We start from the raw sequence: 16,432 nt of genomic DNA, 5'->3' as shown, positions 1-16,432 counted from the left end.
TCGTCCATGGACCCGCGCAGTGAAGTGTTGCTCCGTCAGGCGGAGTTGTTCCAGGGCTCAGTGCTGCTTGCCGGCCTGCCCGCCGACGATCTGCTCGGCCAACTGCCGCAGGCCCACGGCTGGACCTGGCACGCCGGCGACCAGGCCCTGCTCGAAGCGCGCTTTGCCGGGCGCAACCAGCATGGCGTCGAGCCGCCGCAGGCGCCGTTCGATGCCGCGGTAGTGTTCATGCCCAAGTCGCGCGAACTGGCCGGCTACCTGCTCAACGCCCTGGCTTCGCGCCTGGCTGGCCGTGAGCTGTATCTGGTCGGTGAAAAACGCGGCGGGATCGAAGGCGGCGCCAAGCTGCTGCAAGCCTTCGGCAAGCCGCGCAAGCTCGACAGTGCACGCCACTGCCAGCTGTGGCAGGTAACCGTCGACAACGCCCCGGCCGCCACCCCACTGGAAAGCCTGGCTGAACGCTTCGAACTGCCGCTGGCCGATGGTCCGCTGCAGATCGTCAGCCTGCCCGGGGTGTTCAGCCATGGCCGGCTGGACCGCGGCACCGCCCTGTTGCTTGAGCATCTGGACGGCCTGGCGGTTGGCCCGGTACTCGACTTCGGCTGCGGCGCGGGCGTAATCGGCTCGATCGTCAAGCGCCGTTACCCGGACAGCCAGGTAACCATGCTCGACGTCGATGCCTTCGCGGTGGCCAGCAGCCGCCTCACCCTTGCCGCCAACGGCTTGCAAGCTGAAGTCATCAGTGGCGATGGGATCGATGCTGCACCGCGTGATCTGCAGGTAATCCTGAGCAATCCGCCATTCCACACCGGCGTCCACACTGACTACAACGCCTCGGAAACACTGCTGAAAAAATCGGCTGAACATCTGCGATCAGGTGGCGAACTTCGCCTTGTTGCGAACACCTTCCTGCGCTATCAACCGTACATCCAGCAGGCCCTGGGCAACTGCAAGACGCTGATCGAAGAGCAGGGTTTCAGGATTTACCAGGCAAAACGCGGATAGAAAATAGCGCTTGCCCAAAAGGATTTGCCTAGGCAGAATCCGCTCCGTCCTAGGGGAGTAGTCTCCCGCAAGCACCTAAGCTTGCCCGGTACGCGTCAACATACTTGGTCCTCAGACCATGGCGCGTACGACCCACGGTCCGCACAGACGGACCCAGGGTTTGACAAGACCTATGACACGCACACCTTACCCGGGGCGGGAAGGCTGTACGTGTCATAGCCGTGTCGACCCGCCCCGTAGGAACCCTGATGCTGGAATCCCTTCTCGTACCAACCGCCATCGTTGCGCTCGCCGAAATCGGCGACAAGACGCAACTGCTCGCGCTCATCCTTGCTGCCCGCTTTCGCAAACCCTGGCCGATCATCGCCGGTATCGTTGTCGCCACCCTGGCCAACCACGCTGCGGCAGGTGCAGTTGGGGCGTGGGTAAGTGGTTTCTTCACCGAGTCGGTGTTGCACTGGGTGCTGGCCGCAAGCTTTGTCGCAACCGCGTTGTGGACCCTGGTGCCGGACAAGATGGACGACGACGAAAGCAGCGCAGCACGCCGCTTCGGGCCGTTCGTGACGACCTTGATTGCGTTCTTCCTAGCCGAGATCGGCGACAAGACTCAGGTCGCCACCGTGATGCTGGCGGCGCAGTATCCGCACCTGATCATGGTGATTATCGGTACCACCCTGGGCATGTTGATTGCCAACGTACCGGTGGTATTGGCGGGTAACTTTGCGGCGGAGAAGTTGCCGCTGACACTGATTCGGCGCCTGGCTGCCACGGCGTTTGTGGTGCTGGCGATCGTCGCGGTGTATTCGGCGATGAAGAGCAGTGGCTGGATTGGCTGATTCAGCAGGGATTTTGGGGCTGCTTCGCAGCCCCAATACCGCTTACTTCTTGGCAGCCTGATACAACGGCATCACCTTGGGAATGGCAGCCTGCAACGAGGCGATCCGGCTGGACGAAGCCGGGTGAGTGCTCATGAACTCAGGCGGGGCGCCCTCGGACGCCTTGCTCATCTTGTTCCACAAGGTGATCGCGGCGTTCGGGTCGTAGCCGGCACGGGCCGACAGCTCAAGACCGATCAGATCCGCCTCGTTCTCGTTGGCACGGCTGTTGGGCAAGGTCATGGAGTAGTTCACTACGGTGTCGGCGAGGGCCATGCTGTCCTGGCCCAGGCCCAGCAGGGCGCCAGCACCGGAGCGGGCCATCTCGATCCCATAGGCCTTGGACATCGCTTCACGACCATGCTCACGCAGGGCGTGAGCGATCTCATGGCCCATCACGGCGGCGATTTCAGCGTCGGTCAGCTTGAGCTGATCGATCAGGCCGGTGTAGACGATGATCTTGCCGCCAGGGCCGCAGTTCGCGTTGAGTTCGTCACTCTTGATGACGTTGACTTCCCACTTCCACTGCGCAGAATCCGGGCGAAACTGCGGCGCCTGGGCGATCAGGCGATCGGCGATGGCCTGCACGCGCTTGGCTTCGGCGCTGCTTTTATCGAGCACGCCCTTGCTCGAGGCTTCGCTCAAGGTCTGCTGATAGGACTGGGCATACATGTTGTTGACCTCGTCGGTCGACAGCATGCTGAACATGTACTGCTTGCGCTCAACGCCGACGGCGCCGCCACTGGTGGTATTCACCGCCTGGCAGCCGCTCAGCAGGACGCCGGCAGCGAGCAGGCTGAGAACAAATGACTTACGCATAAAACACTCCCTGGGTACGTGCCGCGTATCCTAGGCGCAGACGCCCGGCGCCGCCAGAGCCATAGGGAAGATTTAACCCGAGGCTTATCTGTACCACGTCAAGCCGGCGTCAGACACTCCGGTGCATCCAGCTTGGGATCATTGACGAAATTGGCCAGCGCCCGCTCGCGTAGCGCAGCCGGTGGGCCAGCAAGCAACTCATGCAAACGCGCCAGCGGCGTCTCTGGATCAAGCCAGGCAGCCTGCCCGGCCTCGTCGAGAATCAGTGGCCGGCGCTGATTGACCACCGCCTGGGTGACCACTGCGCAGCTTAGCCAGACTTGCTCCTGCACCGGATATGCCTCCCATATCGCTGCAAAGAACAGCGCCGCGCCCTCGCCCGGCGTCAACCAGTAAGGCCGCTTGCGCACACTGCCACGCCATTCGTAAAAACCGTTGGCCGGCATCAGGCAACGGCGCTGGGTAAACGCCTGGCGAAACATCGGCTGTTCGGCCAGGGTCTCGGCCCGCGCTTGCGCCGGCGTCTTGGACAAGTCGGTTAGCCACGGCGGGGTCAGCCCCCAGCGCGCTCTGGCCACCTGTAGCTGGCCGTCAAGCTGGCGCTGGATCAGCACCGAGGCGCCGGGCGCGATGTTCCATTGCGCCTGTTGGTCGGCGGGGTAGCCCGGCAGTGCGGCAAAGGCCGGGGTCCAGCGAAACAGGGCGTAGCGTCCACACATGCGATATACAACCTAGCAAATCAGTGTCCCGGGGTAACTCTCCGGTTCGTCGCCAGCAACTGGCTGGGCAACATTGTACGCATCGATCAGCTCGCGTGCGTAGCCGGCCTGCTCATCGGCCACCGCCAGGCCGAGCAAACCGTGCAATGGCAGCTCACCGGCGGCGCCGACCAGGTCGCGGCCGACCAGGTGCACCTCGATGCCCTCGCTAGCCAGCACCGCCACCAGCAGCTCGGCCTCCAGCAAGTTCTCTGGCTCGTAGATTCGTCGCATCAGGCGTCATCCTCGCTTTTCACATCGAGCATCCACTCGTCGCCATGCACCTGCAGGTAGAACACGATCGGCCGGCAGCAGACCTGACAGTCTTCGATGTAGCGCTGATCACCGCCGGACAGATCAACCGTGGTCTCCACCCCCTCTCCACAGTAAGGGCAATCGTAGAATGCAGTTTCCAGCATCGCGGCCTCCAGGGTGACTTATGCGTATAATTGTCGGTCTGTTTACGGGACCTGCGCGCGTCCGAGCCGTTTTTCGGAGCCGCCCCCTATCTATTACCCTAGTCGTTTCCAACAAGAGAGCATGATGGGCGAATTCGATGCCATCCGACCGTATGACGATGCTGAGGTGCAGGCGGTGCTGGCGCGCCTGTTCAGCGACCCGGCATTCCTCGATATCCTCACCCACTTCCGCTTCCCGCGGGCGGCCGGTGCCTTCGGCTGGCTGCTCAAGCCGTTGATCGCGCGCCGCCTGCGCAAAGAGTTCGCCGGCGTCAGTTGCGTCGCGACCCTGCAGGACAAAGTCGAGTATTACGTCGACCAGACCATCGATCGCGCCACCGACGGCGTCACCTATTCAGGTGTCGAGCAGCTCAAGGCAGGTACGGCTTACCTGTTTTTGGCCAACCACCGCGACATCGTCATGGATCCGGCCTTCGTCAACTACGCGGTGTACCACGCCGGCCTGCCGACGCCGCGCATCGCCATTGGCGACAACCTCCTGCAAAAGCCTTTTGTCAGCGACATGATGCGCCTGAACAAGAGCTTCATCGTGCACCGCTCATTGACCGGGCGGCGCGAGAAGCTGGCGGCTTATCAGTTGCTCTCGGCCTACATCAATCATTCGATCCGCACCGATGGCGCGTCGATCTGGATCGCCCAGGCTGAAGGCCGGGCCAAGGACGGCGATGACCGTACCGATTCGGCGATCCTCAAGATGTTCCACATGAGCCGCAAGGACGAGCCATTCGGCGCGGTGATCCAGGGCCTGAACCTGACGCCGGTATCGATCAGCTACGAGTATGACCCTTGCGATCAGGCCAAGGCGCGGGAACTTTACATCCGCGCCACCACCGGCAGCTATACCAAGGCGCCCGGTGAAGACGACAAGAGCATCGCTACGGGCATCACCGGCTATAAAGGCCGCGTGCATATCCACTTCGCTGCACCGGTCAGGGAGTTCTTTGCCGATACCAAGCTGTTGGCGCAGGAAGTTGACCGGCAGATCCTGGGTGGTTACCGCTTGTTCCCGGTGCACTACCTGGCCTACGCAATGTGGCAGGATGCCGACCCGGCACTGGCCGTGCCGCCTGCCGAGAAGCTGTTCCAGGCTGAAGAGCTGGCCAAAGCCAAGCAGGAATGGCAACGCCGCCTCGACGCCTGCCCGGTCGAACAGCAGCCGTACCTGGTGCTGCAGTACGCAACGCCGGTACGCAATCAGTATCAGGTCAAGGTCCAGAGCCAGGTTGCCTGAACCGCGGCGGGGCTGGCAGCAGCCCCGCCGTCAGACCCAGGTACTCAACCAGGACAACAGCAGCGCCAGCGCCAGGCACGCCGAGCCGAGGGTGTAGTAGTAACGCGGCACGCGCCGATCAAAGGCGTCGACCAGGCCTTCGTCGACCGCCAGGCTGCGCCGCGTCAGCGCCGCCCGGCGCCGGGCGCTTTGCAGCAGCAGGCCACCAGGGCAGGTAATCAGCAGGGCCAGCAGGTTGATCAGCTTGGCCGGATGGGCCGCCAGCAGCCCCCAGAGTACTTGCACAGACATTACAGACCTCGCAGTCGCGACAGCAAAGCCGAGCATTCTACCCAAGCCGGTCGCGTTGGCTGCGGCTTTACGACCAACTGCCGATGGATTTCATCTGCCATACCCTTTGTTCTCTGCGCTGCGCTATCGCCTGGCCCTGAAGCAAAAAAAACCGCCGCCTGAGATTCAGGCAGCGGTTTTTTATGACCTGGCTGTGACGAACGCTTACTCGCCGAGCACCTGACCGATGGTCGGGTCCTTGAACAGACGGGTCAAGGCATCGCTGAGCACATCGCTGACCAGCTTGGTGTTGGTTTCCTGGTTCGGCGCCATGCCGAAGCGCTGATCCAGCGAAGCGCCGTAACGGCCGCTGTAACGGCGGTTGGCATTGGCTACGTCAGCACGGAAGGTCGCGCCGATGGTCGCCTCGGTCACATACATCTTGTCCTTGGGCGACTGGTACTTCAGTTCGGCCAGGGTCACGGTCAACTGCGGCGCATTGGAGCCGCCCTGGGTCGGGGTGAAACCGAGAAGACGCACCGCAGCTTCGGCCTGAGCCTGCAGCTTGGGCACGACATCGTTGCCGTTGACGCTGATGGTGCTGGTTTCCGGGTACATGCCGCCACGGGTGCCGAGCGACTGCGAAGGACGACCATCGACCACCCGCACCACGACTGGCTGGCCGCGACCGACCGGATTGAGCTGAGTGGTCAGCTTGGGTTGCGGGCTGAGTTGTTGCGGGCTGTGGGCACAACCGACCAGGCTCAGGCTGGCCACCGCGAGCAAACCGAACAGCAGACGTTGCAACATGCGCGTTTCTCCAGAAAATGCGGCAAAGGCCCACAGTATACCCAGCCGCTTGAACGCCAGCTATCGGCTATATCCGCTTGTCATAATGCTTTCATGGCCGTGCCGTTATCCTTGGCCCAGCCCACTCCATACAGGATTCGCCGCCATGGCCTCGCTCTGGAACCTGCTGTTCAAGCGCTCGCCCCAGCTTATCTATGCTCGCCTCGACAGCACCGGTTGCTGCCTGGGTTTCAAGCAGTGCAGCCTGCCGCCCAGGGGTAGCGGCTGGGTTCAGGTCAGTGACATGCAGCTTGCCTGGCTGGGCCGAACCTTGCCTGCCAGCGCCCGGGTTTGCGCCCATGCAAGCCGTCGTTGGCAGCAACGCAGCCTGCCCGCCTGACAAATGCTGCAATAAAAACCGCGATTAACGACCTTTCTGCCCGCGACATCGCTATAATCTCCCCCCGATTATAAGGACGTCTCCTGATCGGGCCCCGCACCTGCCGATTGACCCCGGCACCTTCACCGCCTCGCCCACAGAGAGCCTTCCACTTCAGGTCTTGCATCCGGCTGTTGCGCCTGTTTTTTCTGGCCTTCTGCACTGCATGAACCTGTGGGTTGCCATCGCGCAGTCCCTTTTTGAGGTTCACGTCTCCAAAAGAGCGTGGAAAAAACCAGGTTTTCACAACTTCACAAGAGTGTGGCGAGCAAATGAACAGTCTGGCATGTGCAACAGCAGCAGATGTGTCCCCAACAGCCCCTGATGGCCGGTATTGGCGCTCATCCATGATGAGTCACTGAGGCCGGTCCATAACGCACGTCGGACACCTTGACCATAAGTCGAATTGCCGCAGCCGTGGCAATCAGCGTTCAATAGCTGAACCCTGAGACTGATTGGCGGTGTTCGCGAAGTTGCAAGAACTGCGAAGAGTCGGACATGGCGAGCCTGGCAACCCCAGGGATCCTATGCTGTCAATTAGGTGCTGTAGATTGTGGAGACGCGTTAATGGCGCAGAACGAATCGGTTGATGTAGTACTGGTAGGCGCGGGCATCATGAGTGCCACCCTGGCCGTACTGCTCAAGGAGCTCGACCCGGCCCTTAAACTGGAGGTCGTCGAGGCGATGGACTCCGGGGCTGCAGAAAGCTCGAACCCCTGGAACAACGCCGGGACCGGCCATGCCGGCCTGTGCGAGCTGAACTACACGCCGCAGGCCGCCGATGGCAGCATCGACATCAAGAAGGCCGTGCACATCAACACTCAGTTCGAGGTGTCACGGCAGTTCTGGGCGTACCTGATCAACAAGGGCGGCCTCGGCGCGCCGCGTGACTTCATCAATCCCGTGCCACACCTGAGCTACGTCGAAGGTGACAAGGGCGTGTCCTTCCTCAAGAAGCGTTTCGAACTGCTCAAGCAGCACCACGCCTTCAGCGAGATGGAGTACACCGAAGACAAGGCGGTGATGCGCGACTGGATGCCGTTGATGATGCCCGGCCGCCCGGCCGACCAGCACATCGCCGCAACCCGCGTGATGAAAGGCACCGACGTCAACTTCGGCGCCTTGACCAACAAGCTGCTGAAAATGCTCGGCAACACCGCGGACAGCCAGGTCAAGTACAGCAAGAAGGTCGTCGGCCTGCGCCGTAACGGCGCCGGCTGGACCGTCAGCATCAAGGACGTCAATAGCGGCGGTAGCCGTGAAGTCGATGCACGCTTTGTCTTCCTCGGCGCTGGTGGCGCGGCATTGCCATTGCTGCAGGCTTCGGGCATCCCCGAGAGCAAAGGCTTTGGCGGCTTCCCGGTGAGCGGCCAGTGGCTACGCTGCGACAACCCGGAAATCGTCAAGCAGCACCAGGCCAAGGTCTACAGCCAGGCTGCTGTAGGCGCTCCGCCGATGTCGGTGCCGCACCTGGATACCCGTGTCGTCGACGGCAAGACTTCGCTGCTGTTCGGCCCCTATGCCGGCTTCACCACCAAGTTCCTCAAGCACGGTTCGCTGCTCGACCTGCCACTGTCGGTACGCCTGGGCAACCTCGGCCCGATGCTGGCAGTCGCGCGCGACAACATGGACCTGACCAAGTACCTGGTCAGTGAAGTGATGCAGTCGATGGAGCAACGCCTGGACTCGCTGCGCCGCTTCTACCCAGAAGCCAAAGCCGAAGACTGGCGCCTGGAAGTGGCCGGCCAGCGCGTGCAGATCATCAAGAAAGACCCGAAAAAAGGCGGCGTGCTGCAATTTGGCACCGAGCTGGTTGCGGCGGCCGACGGCAGCCTGGCGGCCCTGCTGGGCGCATCGCCTGGTGCTTCGGTGACGGTGTCGATCATGCTTGATCTGATCGAACGCTGCTTCCCTGAGCAAGCCAAGGGTGCCTGGGCGAGCAAGCTGCACGAGATCTTCCCTGCTCGGGAAAGTGTCCTGGCCAGCGATGCAGCGCTGTACCGCAAGGTCAGCGAGCATAACGACCAGGTATTGCAGATGGTTGAAAGCAGCCCGGCTCAGCATTACGCCTGACCGGTCTAGGGGCCGCTCTGCGGCCCCAAATCACTCCAGACTCAGATCACTCAACCACGGGCGTTGTTGATGATCTCGATGTACTCCGCCGCATTACGCTGATCAGCGATCTGCTCGACGAAGGTCTGACCGTGTTCGTCCTTGCCGTCCAGCTCATAACCCGCCTCGACGAAGAACCCGACAAACCGCTCGAAGTCATCGATGCGCAGGCCACGATAGGCTTTGACCAGCTTGTGCGCGGACGGCGACGTCACGCCGTCGGCCGGGTCGTACTGCAGAAACGACTTGATGTAGTCGTCACTGATCTCGTCACCAATCACTTGCTTCTTGTCTTTACGCATTGCCGACTCCACCTAAGCCATCACCAAATTTCGCAGGGCGGCAGTGTACCCCCGCCAATGCGCAGGCCTCAACGCGTACGTACGGTGCCGGTATGCAGATCCGCCCAGACATGGCCGTTGGCGTAAGTCAGAAACTGCACGTAGAGGGTCTCGTTGCGCAGCAGGTCGATGATCACCCGGTAGTCGGCCATCGGGTAGTTCAGGCTCAGGGTGCGGGTCTTGTCGTCGTAGACTGGCTTCTTCAGGCTCTTGCCACCTTCACCATCGAAGCTGAGCAATACTTGGGTAATCGTCGCGCCCTTGCTCAGCGGCTTGCCTTTCAGGCGCATCTGCAGCGAGGCGGTGATCGGGATCGGTTGTTGGTCAGACTGACGCTGGGTGCCGACCACTACCGAGTAGTCGGTGACTTGCAGCAACTGTTGACTGGTCGGCGCCTCTTGGCGCAGCGACTGGTCATCAGGTGGCAGAAACTGGCTGTGCAGGGGCGCCGCAGACAACGGCAGGCTCAGCGCCAACAGCAAGGGAATGAACGCACGCATGTGAGGCTCCTTGGCATGAAGCCGCACTCTAGCATGCCCGCTCAGGCGAACTGCGCGCGCATCCACACCTGGTATGCGGCAACCCCTGGCTCACCCTCACGCGGGGCCCATGGCGCCAGCTCACCCTCACCCACCGGGCGATAAGGGCCGGCCTTGCACTCGAACAGAATGCTGTCGGCGGCGAGCACCACCAGCGCGTGATAGACGCCCGGTGGCAGGTCGACACCGAGGCACTCGCCACCGGCCTCGAGCAGGCGTTTTTCGATAACCCCGCCCTCCTCGTCGAACAGCAGCAGGCCAAGGCGCCCTTTGAGCACCAGCAAGGTCTCGGCCTTGTCTTCGCTCAGGTGGCGATGCGGCGGGATGTAGGTGTCAGGCTGCAAGCCAACCGCCATGCGGTGGCACGGTTCGGCCATGGCATGAAAGTTATGGTGCTGACGCCCGCGCGGGTTGGCCGCAGCCTGCTCGGCCAGGCCGGCAAACAAGGACTGGTCGATGAATGCCGGCGCGCGCATGGCTTACAGGCCCTTGACGGCGAAGATGCCGTTGGCATTGCGCCAGTAGCCTTTGTAGTCCATGCCGTAGCCGAAGATGTAGCGGTCGATGCATGGCAAGCCGACGAAGTTGGCCTTCAGGTCCGGGCTGGCCTTGCGGTCATGCTCCTTGTCGATCAGCACGGCGGTATACACCTCACGGGCGCCGGCATGCTTGCAGAACTCGATGATCGCGCTGAGGGTGTGGCCTTCGTCGAGAATGTCATCGACGATCAGCACATCGCGGTCAATGAACGATACTTCCGGCTTGGCCTTCCAGAACAGCTCACCGCCGCTGGTCTGGTTGCGGTAGCGAGTGGCGTGCAGGTAGGACGCTTCCAGCGGGAACTGCAGATGGGTGAGCAGCTTGCCGGCGAAAATCAGGCCACCGTTCATGACGCAGAACACGACCGGGTTCTTGTCATGCAGCTCGCGGCTGATGTGCTCGCCTACCTTGGCAATGGCCGCTTCGACCTCGGCTTCGTTGTACAGGCAGTCAGCTTCGCGCATGACTTGGCGGATGTGCTCGAGATCGGCGGACATGGCGCTCCCCAGGGGTCGGAATCGGAAAAGCGGGCAAAGGTACGCATCCGCTGGCCTCAGATCAAGCGTTTATGGACTAACGTGCACAATGACAAAGCGACAGCTCAGGCTGAATAGATTAATCTAGCGCGGTTTTTTTGCCCGCCTTCCGGAGCCCTCCCCCATGCCTACTCGTGAGATCCGCCATCCGCTGATCCGCCACAAGCTCGGCCTTATGCGCCGTGCCGATATCAGCACCAAGAACTTTCGCGAACTCGCCCAGGAAGTCGGCGCCCTGCTGACTTATGAGGCCACCCAAGACCTGCCACTGGAGTCCTACGAAATCGACGGCTGGAGCGGTAAAGTCCAGGTCGAGAAAATCGCCGGCAAGAAGATCACTGTAGTACCGATCCTGCGTGCCGGCATCGGCATGCTCGACGGCGTGCTCAGCCTGATCCCGGGCGCCAAGGTCAGCGCCGTGGGCGTCGCCCGCAACGAAGAAACCCTCGAAGCGCACACCTACCTCGAGAAACTGGCACCGGACATCAACCAGCGCCTGGCACTGATCATCGACCCGATGCTGGCCACCGGTGCGTCGATGGTCGCCACCATCGATCTGCTGAAAAAAGCCGGCTGCAAGGAGATCCGCGCGATGGTGCTGGTGGCGGCCCCCGAGGGTATCGCCACAGTCGAGAAGGCCCACCCGGATGTGAGCATCTACACCGCCTCGATCGACGAGCGCCTCAACCAGCACGGCTACATCATCCCAGGCCTGGGCGATGCCGGTGACAAGATCTTCGGCACCAAGCAGAAGGACGCCTGATCATGCAGGACGGCTTCAACGACCCGCTCTGGCGCCAGGTCGTCTCGGGCGCGCAAATGCTCTTCGTGGCATTTGGCGCGCTGGTGCTGATGCCGCTGATCACCGGCCTCGACCCTAACGTGGCGCTGTTCACCGCCGGCATCGGCACCTTGCTGTTCCAGCTGGTGACGGGCCGTCAGGTACCGGTGTTTCTCGCCTCGAGCTTTGCCTTCATTACCCCGATCATCCTCGCCAAGGGTCAGTTCGGCCTGGCCGAGACCATGGGCGGAGTGATGGCGGCAGGCTTCGTCTACACCTTCATGGGCATGATGGTGAAGATCAAGGGCACCGGTTTCATCGACCGCATGCTGCCGCCGGTGGTGATCGGCCCGGTGATCATTTCAATCGGCCTGGCCATGGCGCCGATTGCCGCCAACATGGCCATGGGCAAGGGCGGCGATGGCGCCGTGCTGATTCCGTACCAGACCGCGATGCTGATTTCCATGCCGGCCCTGCTTACCACCCTGATCGTGGCCGTGTTCGGCAAAGGCATCTTCCGCCTGGTGCCCATCATTGCCGGGGTCCTGGTCGGTTTTGCCATGGCCTTTGCCTTTGGCGTGGTCGACACTGCCAGGATCGCTGCGGCGCCCTGGCTGGCGATCCCTCATTTCACCGCGCCAGCGTTCAACTGGCAGGCGATTCTGTTCATCGTTCCGGTGGCCCTGGCGCCGGCAATCGAGCATATCGGTGGAGTGATTGCTGTCGGTAGCGTGACTGGTCGCGACTACCTGAAAAAGCCCGGCCTGCACCGCACGTTGCTGGGCGATGGCCTGGCCACTACTGCTGCCGGCCTGTTCGGCGGGCCGCCCAACACGACCTACGCGGAAGTGACCGGTGCGGTGATGCTGACCAAGAACTACAACCCGAAGATCATGACCTGGGCGGCGGTGTTTGCCATCACCCTGGCGTTTGTCGGCAAGTTTGGTGCGCTGCTGCAGAGCATTCCGGTGCCGGTCATGGGTGGGATTCTGTGTCTGCTGTTTGGCTCGATTGCGGCGGTGGGGATGAATACCATGATCCGCCACAAGATCGACCTGAGCGAGGCGCGTAACCTAGTGATTGTTTCGGTGACGTTGGTGTTCGGGATTGGCGGGGTACTGATTGGCAGCGGTGATGGGCCGGATGACTGGGGTCTGAAGGGGATTGCGCTGTGTGCCATTGTGGCGATTGTGTTGAATCTGTTGCTGCCTGGGAATGATGGGTGGAAGAACAACAAGCTGGATGATCAGTTGCCTTGATAGGTGATTGGCTGACCCAGCTTTGTTGGGGCTTATCCGGTATTTTTGTGGGTAGTTAGGGCCCCTTCCGCCTACGGCGGCTTACTTTGGTCTTACTGCGTCCGCGGCCAAAGTAAGCAAAGCCGCCCGCTCCCACATACGGCCCCTGCGCTGCGCTCCGGGGTTCCCTTGATCTTGATCTTGATCTTGATCCACCGGCGACTCAGGAGGCCGAGCGCAGGTCTTGCGAAGGGAGGTGACGGCCATGGATGGCCGGCAAGCGCTGCGGGCCAGGAGGCCCGTACAGCGCGGTCCTCCCGGGAGCAAGGCCGGAGCGAGGGAACCCCGCAGCGCAGCGAAGGGGCCGGATGTGGAGCCAAGCCCTTTTTTGGTTACTTTTTTGGGGCGTTTGCCAAAAAAGTGACTCGCCGTAAGGGCGAAAGGGGCCCGAACAGCCAATAAATCAAATGGATAGTGCGAAAGGGGTCGGCACTATCACCATTAGAAACTGGCCCCACCCCTCAAGCCCCCTCACAAAGCCCAGCCAACGTCCGAGCCCACTGCGGATGATCATTCAAGCAAGGCACAAGCACCAACTCCTCCCCCCCAGCCTCGATAAACTGCTCCCGCCCCCGATCCCCGATCTCCTCGAGCGTCTCGATACAGTCAGCAACAAACGCCGGGCACATCACCAGCAACCGCTTCACCCCAGCCTTGGCCAACTCATCAAGCCGCGTCTCGGTATAAGGCTCGATCCACTTGGCCCGCCCCAACCGCGACTGGAACGACGCCGACCACTTGCCATCCGCAATGCCCATCGCCTTGGCAAACGCCGCCGCACTGGCCAGGCACTGCGAGCGATAGCACACGGCCCGCACATTGGCACACGCCTGCTGGCAGCAATCGGCACTCTGGAAGCAATGGTTGCCGGTCGGATCAAGCTTCTTCAGATGCCGCTCAGGCAGCCCATGGAAGCTCAACAACAGATGGTCATAGTCATCCTGCAGATACGGCCGCGCACTGGCCACCAACGCATCGATATAGCTCGGCTGATCATAGAACGGCTGCAACACCCGCATCTCCAGCGGCAACTGGTGCTGCGCAATGGTCTGCGTCGCCAGTTCGATCACGGTGGTTACCGTGCTGTCAGCGAACTGCGGATAGAGCGGCGCCAGCGTCACCTTGCGTACGCCCTGCGCAGCCAGGCGCTTGAGCACCTCCGGTAGCGCCGGCTGGCCATAGCGCATGGCCACTTCCACCGGGCCATGCGGCCAATGCGCATGCATGGCGGCTTGCAGACGACGGGTCAGCACCACCAGTGGCGAGCCCTCATCCCACCAGATCGACGCGTAGGCATGAGCCGACTGCTCAGGGCGCTTGATCAGGATCAGCGACACCAGCAAGCGCCGCACCGGCCACGGCAGGTCGATCACGTACGGGTCCATCAGAAACTGGTTGAGGTAGCGGCGCACGTCGGCTACCGAAGTGGAGGCTGGCGAACCCAGGTTGACCAGCAGCAGGGCATGATCGGTCATGCAGCGTCCTATGTCAGAGGCGCCCGGACAGGTTGTCCAGCGCCGATTGCAGATCGTTGAAACGGAAGGTGAAGCCAGCCGCCAGCAAGCGCGTCGGGCGCGCGCGCTGGCCACCGAGAAGCAAAGTCGACAGCTCGCCCAGCCCGGCCTTCAACACCAACGCCGGCACGGGCAACAACGCCGGTCGATGCAGCGCCTTGCCCAGGCATTTGGCAAAGGTACGGTTGCGCACAGGCTCTGGCGCGCAGGCATTATAAGGACCGCTGGCGTCGTTGTGGCGCATGAGAAAATCTATCAGAGCGATCTGATCATCTATATGGATCCACGGCATCCACTGCCGACCACTGCCCAGCGGCCCGCCCAGGCCGAGTTTGAACGGCAGGCGCAGGCGCGACAAAAAGCCGCCATCGCTGGCCAGCACCAACCCGGTCCGCACCAGCACCACGCGTATGCCAAGCGCTTGAGCACGCTGCGCAGTCTCTTCCCAGGCGATGCACAGCTGGCTGGCGAAGTCCTCCTTGACCGGTTGCGCAGCCTCGGTCAGCTCGCGCTCACCGCCATCGCCATACCAGCCCACTGCTGAGCCTGACACCAGCACTTCAGGGCGCTGCTCGCGCTTTTGCAGCCACGCCAGCAACTGCTCGGTCAAAGTAATGCGGCTGGCCCAAAGCAGGTTGCGCCGCGCTGCGGTCCAGTGCCGGTCGGCAATCGGTGCGCCGGCCAGATTGATCACTGCGTCGATTGGGTCATCGCCATCCAGATCATCCAGCTGGGCGATACCGCGTACGCCGCTGCCACAAAGCATCGGCACCTGTTCCGGGCGCCGGCTCCAGACCGTCAACCGATGGCCCTGGCCAGTCCACAGACGGCAAAGATGCCTGCCGAGCAAACCGGTACCGCCTGTCAGCAATATATGCATGGCTGTGTCCTCGCAGATCGTCGGGGTGGTCTATTTTTAACAACAAGGCACTTTCTTGACCGCACGCTCTCGGATAAACATAGGCCAAGCTGGCCTATAGAGCGGAATAACCTTATACAAACTTTACGCATTGTACAGGTTTGCAAGACCGCGTAATCTGCTTCGAGCAAGGTTAGAAGAGGCCATCATGACAGTACCTATTGCCATCATTGGTGCCGGCATTGCCGGCCTTTCCGCAGCCCAGGCCCTGCAGGCCGCCGGCCAGACTGTGCACTTGTTCGACAAAGGCCACGGCAGTGGTGGGCGGATGGCCAGCAAGCGCAGCGATGCCGGTGCGCTCGACCTGGGCGCGCAGTACTTCACTGCCCGCGACCGGCGCTTCGTCGAGCAGGTGCAACAGTGGGAAGCCGCTGGCCATGCCGCGCAATGGAAGCCGCAGCTGTACAACTATCGCGATGGCGTCCTCAGCCCTTCCCCAGACGAGCAAGTGCGCTGGGTCGGCGTGCCGCGCATGAGCGCCATCACTCGCGGCCTGCTCAAGGACGTCACAGTCAATTTCGGCTGCCGCATCGCCGAGGTGTTTCGCGGCAAGCAGTACTGGCACCTGCAGGATACCGAAGGCTGCAGCCACGGCCCCTTCAGCCGGGTCGTGATTGCCGTGCCCGCACCGCAAGCCACGCCACTACTGGCAGCAACCCCAAAATTGGCAGCGGTCGCCGCCGGCGTGCAGATGGAACCCACCTGGGCCATCGCCCTGGCCTTCGAGACGCCACTGCAAACGCCCATGCAAGGTTGCTTCGTGCAGGACAACCCACTCGACTGGCTGGCGCGCAACCGCAGCAAACCAGGGCGCGACGAGCAGCTCGACACCTGGGTGCTGCATGCCACGTCTGACTGGAGCAAGCAGCACATCGACCTGAGCAAAGAGCTGGTGATCGAGCAGTTGAGCGGCGAATTTGCCGAGCTGATTGGCTGCGCGGTGCCGGCCCCAACCTTTGCCCTGGCCCACCGCTGGCTGTATGCCCGCCCCGCCGCTGGCCATGAATGGGGGGCGCTCGCGGATGCTGACCTGGGCTTGTACGCCTGTGGCGACTGGTGCTTGTCTGGCCGGGTCGAAGGCGCTTGGTTGAGTGGCCAGGAAGCGGCAAGACGCTTGCTCGAGCATCTGGAATAGACCTGGCTGTAAATCTGTACAGAAAAAACTGTTTGCATAAGTGCGTGGCTGT

20 protein-coding genes and 1 riboswitch are annotated in these 16,432 nt (G+C 62.0%); of the genes, 8 read left to right on the top strand and 12 right to left on the bottom strand.

All coding sequences use genetic code 11. From position 1 onward, the window contains the following. The first annotated feature begins 6 nt into the window (after positions 1-6). Positions 7-1,005 (top strand): methyltransferase, encoded by a 999-nt coding sequence (locus tag AC58X1_RS24195; RefSeq protein ID WP_497429585.1) that lies wholly within the window; start codon positions 7-9, stop codon positions 1,003-1,005. Between the two features lie 39 nt (positions 1,006-1,044). Further along, a riboswitch (yybP-ykoY riboswitch) is annotated at positions 1,045-1,167 on the top strand. A gap of 89 nt (positions 1,168-1,256) precedes the next feature. After that, the gene (locus tag AC58X1_RS24190; RefSeq protein ID WP_178080814.1) at positions 1,257-1,841 is read left to right on the top strand and encodes a TMEM165/GDT1 family protein; all 585 of its coding nucleotides are present in this window, start codon (positions 1,257-1,259) and stop codon (positions 1,839-1,841) included. 42 nt (positions 1,842-1,883) lie between these two features. Here the strand turns inward: AC58X1_RS24190 and AC58X1_RS24185 are convergent, their stop codons facing one another. The 4 genes from AC58X1_RS24185 to AC58X1_RS24170 all read right to left on the bottom strand — a co-directional run bounded on the left by AC58X1_RS24185 (position 1,884) and on the right by AC58X1_RS24170 (position 3,876). Beyond that, positions 1,884-2,699: a M48 family metallopeptidase gene (locus AC58X1_RS24185; RefSeq protein WP_101316543.1), complete on the bottom strand. Its 816-nt coding sequence runs from the start codon at positions 2,697-2,699 to the stop codon at positions 1,884-1,886. Positions 2,700-2,797: 98 nt separating this feature from the next. Next, positions 2,798-3,418 (bottom strand): SOS response-associated peptidase, encoded by a 621-nt coding sequence (locus AC58X1_RS24180; RefSeq protein WP_181089871.1) that lies wholly within the window; start codon positions 3,416-3,418, stop codon positions 2,798-2,800. 12 nt (positions 3,419-3,430) lie between these two features. Next, positions 3,431-3,691 (bottom strand): putative signal transducing protein, encoded by a 261-nt coding sequence (locus tag AC58X1_RS24175; RefSeq protein ID WP_101316540.1) that lies wholly within the window; start codon positions 3,689-3,691, stop codon positions 3,431-3,433. Continuing rightward, positions 3,691-3,876, bottom strand: coding sequence for a CPXCG motif-containing cysteine-rich protein (locus AC58X1_RS24170; RefSeq protein WP_497429584.1), 186 nt, complete (start codon positions 3,874-3,876; stop codon positions 3,691-3,693). Before AC58X1_RS24170 ends, AC58X1_RS24175 begins: the two co-directional genes overlap by 1 nt. Before the next feature lie 121 nt (positions 3,877-3,997). Between AC58X1_RS24170 and AC58X1_RS24165 the strand changes: the two genes are divergently transcribed. Continuing rightward, complete coding sequence (locus AC58X1_RS24165; protein WP_188035358.1) at positions 3,998-5,167, top strand: 1-acyl-sn-glycerol-3-phosphate acyltransferase; 1,170 nt, start codon at positions 3,998-4,000, stop codon at positions 5,165-5,167. Between the two features lie 30 nt (positions 5,168-5,197). On the opposite strand, the gene AC58X1_RS24160 is transcribed toward AC58X1_RS24165, so the two are convergent. Both AC58X1_RS24160 and AC58X1_RS24155 read right to left on the bottom strand, forming a co-directional pair. Then, on the bottom strand, positions 5,198-5,458 hold the full coding sequence (locus AC58X1_RS24160) for a hypothetical protein (RefSeq protein ID WP_101316534.1): 261 nt from the start codon (positions 5,456-5,458) through the stop codon (positions 5,198-5,200). A 204-nt stretch (positions 5,459-5,662) separates the two neighbouring features. Next, positions 5,663-6,247 carry a YajG family lipoprotein gene (locus AC58X1_RS24155; protein ID WP_101316532.1) on the bottom strand — a complete coding sequence of 195 codons (585 nt, stop codon included), beginning with the start codon at positions 6,245-6,247 and terminating at the stop codon, positions 5,663-5,665. 145 nt (positions 6,248-6,392) lie between these two features. Here AC58X1_RS24155 and AC58X1_RS24150 point away from each other — a divergent pair, with 145 nt between their 5' ends. Together AC58X1_RS24150 and mqo are read left to right on the top strand one after the other, a co-directional pair. Then, positions 6,393-6,626, top strand: coding sequence for a hypothetical protein (locus AC58X1_RS24150; protein ID WP_497429583.1), 234 nt, complete (start codon positions 6,393-6,395; stop codon positions 6,624-6,626). A gap of 606 nt (positions 6,627-7,232) precedes the next feature. Then, the gene (gene mqo / locus AC58X1_RS24145) at positions 7,233-8,738 is read left to right on the top strand and encodes a malate dehydrogenase (quinone) (protein ID WP_101316529.1); all 1,506 of its coding nucleotides are present in this window, start codon (positions 7,233-7,235) and stop codon (positions 8,736-8,738) included. A gap of 50 nt (positions 8,739-8,788) precedes the next feature. Here the strand turns inward: mqo and AC58X1_RS24140 are convergent, their stop codons facing one another. The 4 genes from AC58X1_RS24140 to AC58X1_RS24125 all read right to left on the bottom strand — a co-directional run bounded on the left by AC58X1_RS24140 (position 8,789) and on the right by AC58X1_RS24125 (position 10,694). Beyond that, positions 8,789-9,079, bottom strand: coding sequence for a PA4642 family protein (locus tag AC58X1_RS24140; RefSeq protein WP_101316527.1), 291 nt, complete (start codon positions 9,077-9,079; stop codon positions 8,789-8,791). A gap of 68 nt (positions 9,080-9,147) precedes the next feature. Beyond that, a complete protein-coding gene (locus tag AC58X1_RS24135; RefSeq protein ID WP_103436047.1) occupies positions 9,148-9,618 on the bottom strand; it encodes a hypothetical protein in 471 nt (156 codons plus the stop codon). 41 nt (positions 9,619-9,659) lie between these two features. Then, on the bottom strand, positions 9,660-10,133 hold the full coding sequence (locus tag AC58X1_RS24130; RefSeq protein ID WP_101316523.1) for a WbuC family cupin fold metalloprotein: 474 nt from the start codon (positions 10,131-10,133) through the stop codon (positions 9,660-9,662). 3 nt (positions 10,134-10,136) lie between these two features. Then, positions 10,137-10,694 carry a hypoxanthine-guanine phosphoribosyltransferase gene (locus tag AC58X1_RS24125; RefSeq protein WP_101316521.1) on the bottom strand — a complete coding sequence of 186 codons (558 nt, stop codon included), beginning with the start codon at positions 10,692-10,694 and terminating at the stop codon, positions 10,137-10,139. A gap of 163 nt (positions 10,695-10,857) precedes the next feature. Between AC58X1_RS24125 and upp the strand changes: the two genes are divergently transcribed. Together upp and AC58X1_RS24115 are read left to right on the top strand one after the other, a co-directional pair. Next, entirely contained in the window at positions 10,858-11,496 is a 639-nt protein-coding gene (upp, locus tag AC58X1_RS24120; protein WP_101316519.1) for a uracil phosphoribosyltransferase, read from the top strand. A 2-nt stretch (positions 11,497-11,498) separates the two neighbouring features. After that, entirely contained in the window at positions 11,499-12,773 is a 1,275-nt protein-coding gene (locus AC58X1_RS24115) for a uracil-xanthine permease family protein (protein ID WP_101316517.1), read from the top strand. 500 nt (positions 12,774-13,273) lie between these two features. Here the strand turns inward: AC58X1_RS24115 and hemH are convergent, their stop codons facing one another. Together hemH and AC58X1_RS24105 are read right to left on the bottom strand one after the other, a co-directional pair. Continuing rightward, positions 13,274-14,287, bottom strand: coding sequence for a ferrochelatase (hemH, locus tag AC58X1_RS24110; RefSeq protein WP_181108298.1), 1,014 nt, complete (start codon positions 14,285-14,287; stop codon positions 13,274-13,276). A 13-nt stretch (positions 14,288-14,300) separates the two neighbouring features. Further along, on the bottom strand, positions 14,301-15,206 hold the full coding sequence (locus AC58X1_RS24105) for a TIGR01777 family oxidoreductase (protein ID WP_150570055.1): 906 nt from the start codon (positions 15,204-15,206) through the stop codon (positions 14,301-14,303). 187 nt (positions 15,207-15,393) lie between these two features. On the opposite strand from AC58X1_RS24105, the gene AC58X1_RS24100 reads away from it, so the two are divergent. Then, positions 15,394-16,380 carry an NAD(P)/FAD-dependent oxidoreductase gene (locus tag AC58X1_RS24100; protein ID WP_101316511.1) on the top strand — a complete coding sequence of 329 codons (987 nt, stop codon included), beginning with the start codon at positions 15,394-15,396 and terminating at the stop codon, positions 16,378-16,380. Positions 16,381-16,432 lie beyond the last annotated feature (52 nt).

This window comes from Pseudomonas sp. PGPR N4, assembly GCF_059693665.1.
The sequence above is the reverse complement of the archived record's forward strand: the minus strand, read 5'-3'. Positions and strand labels throughout refer to the sequence as shown.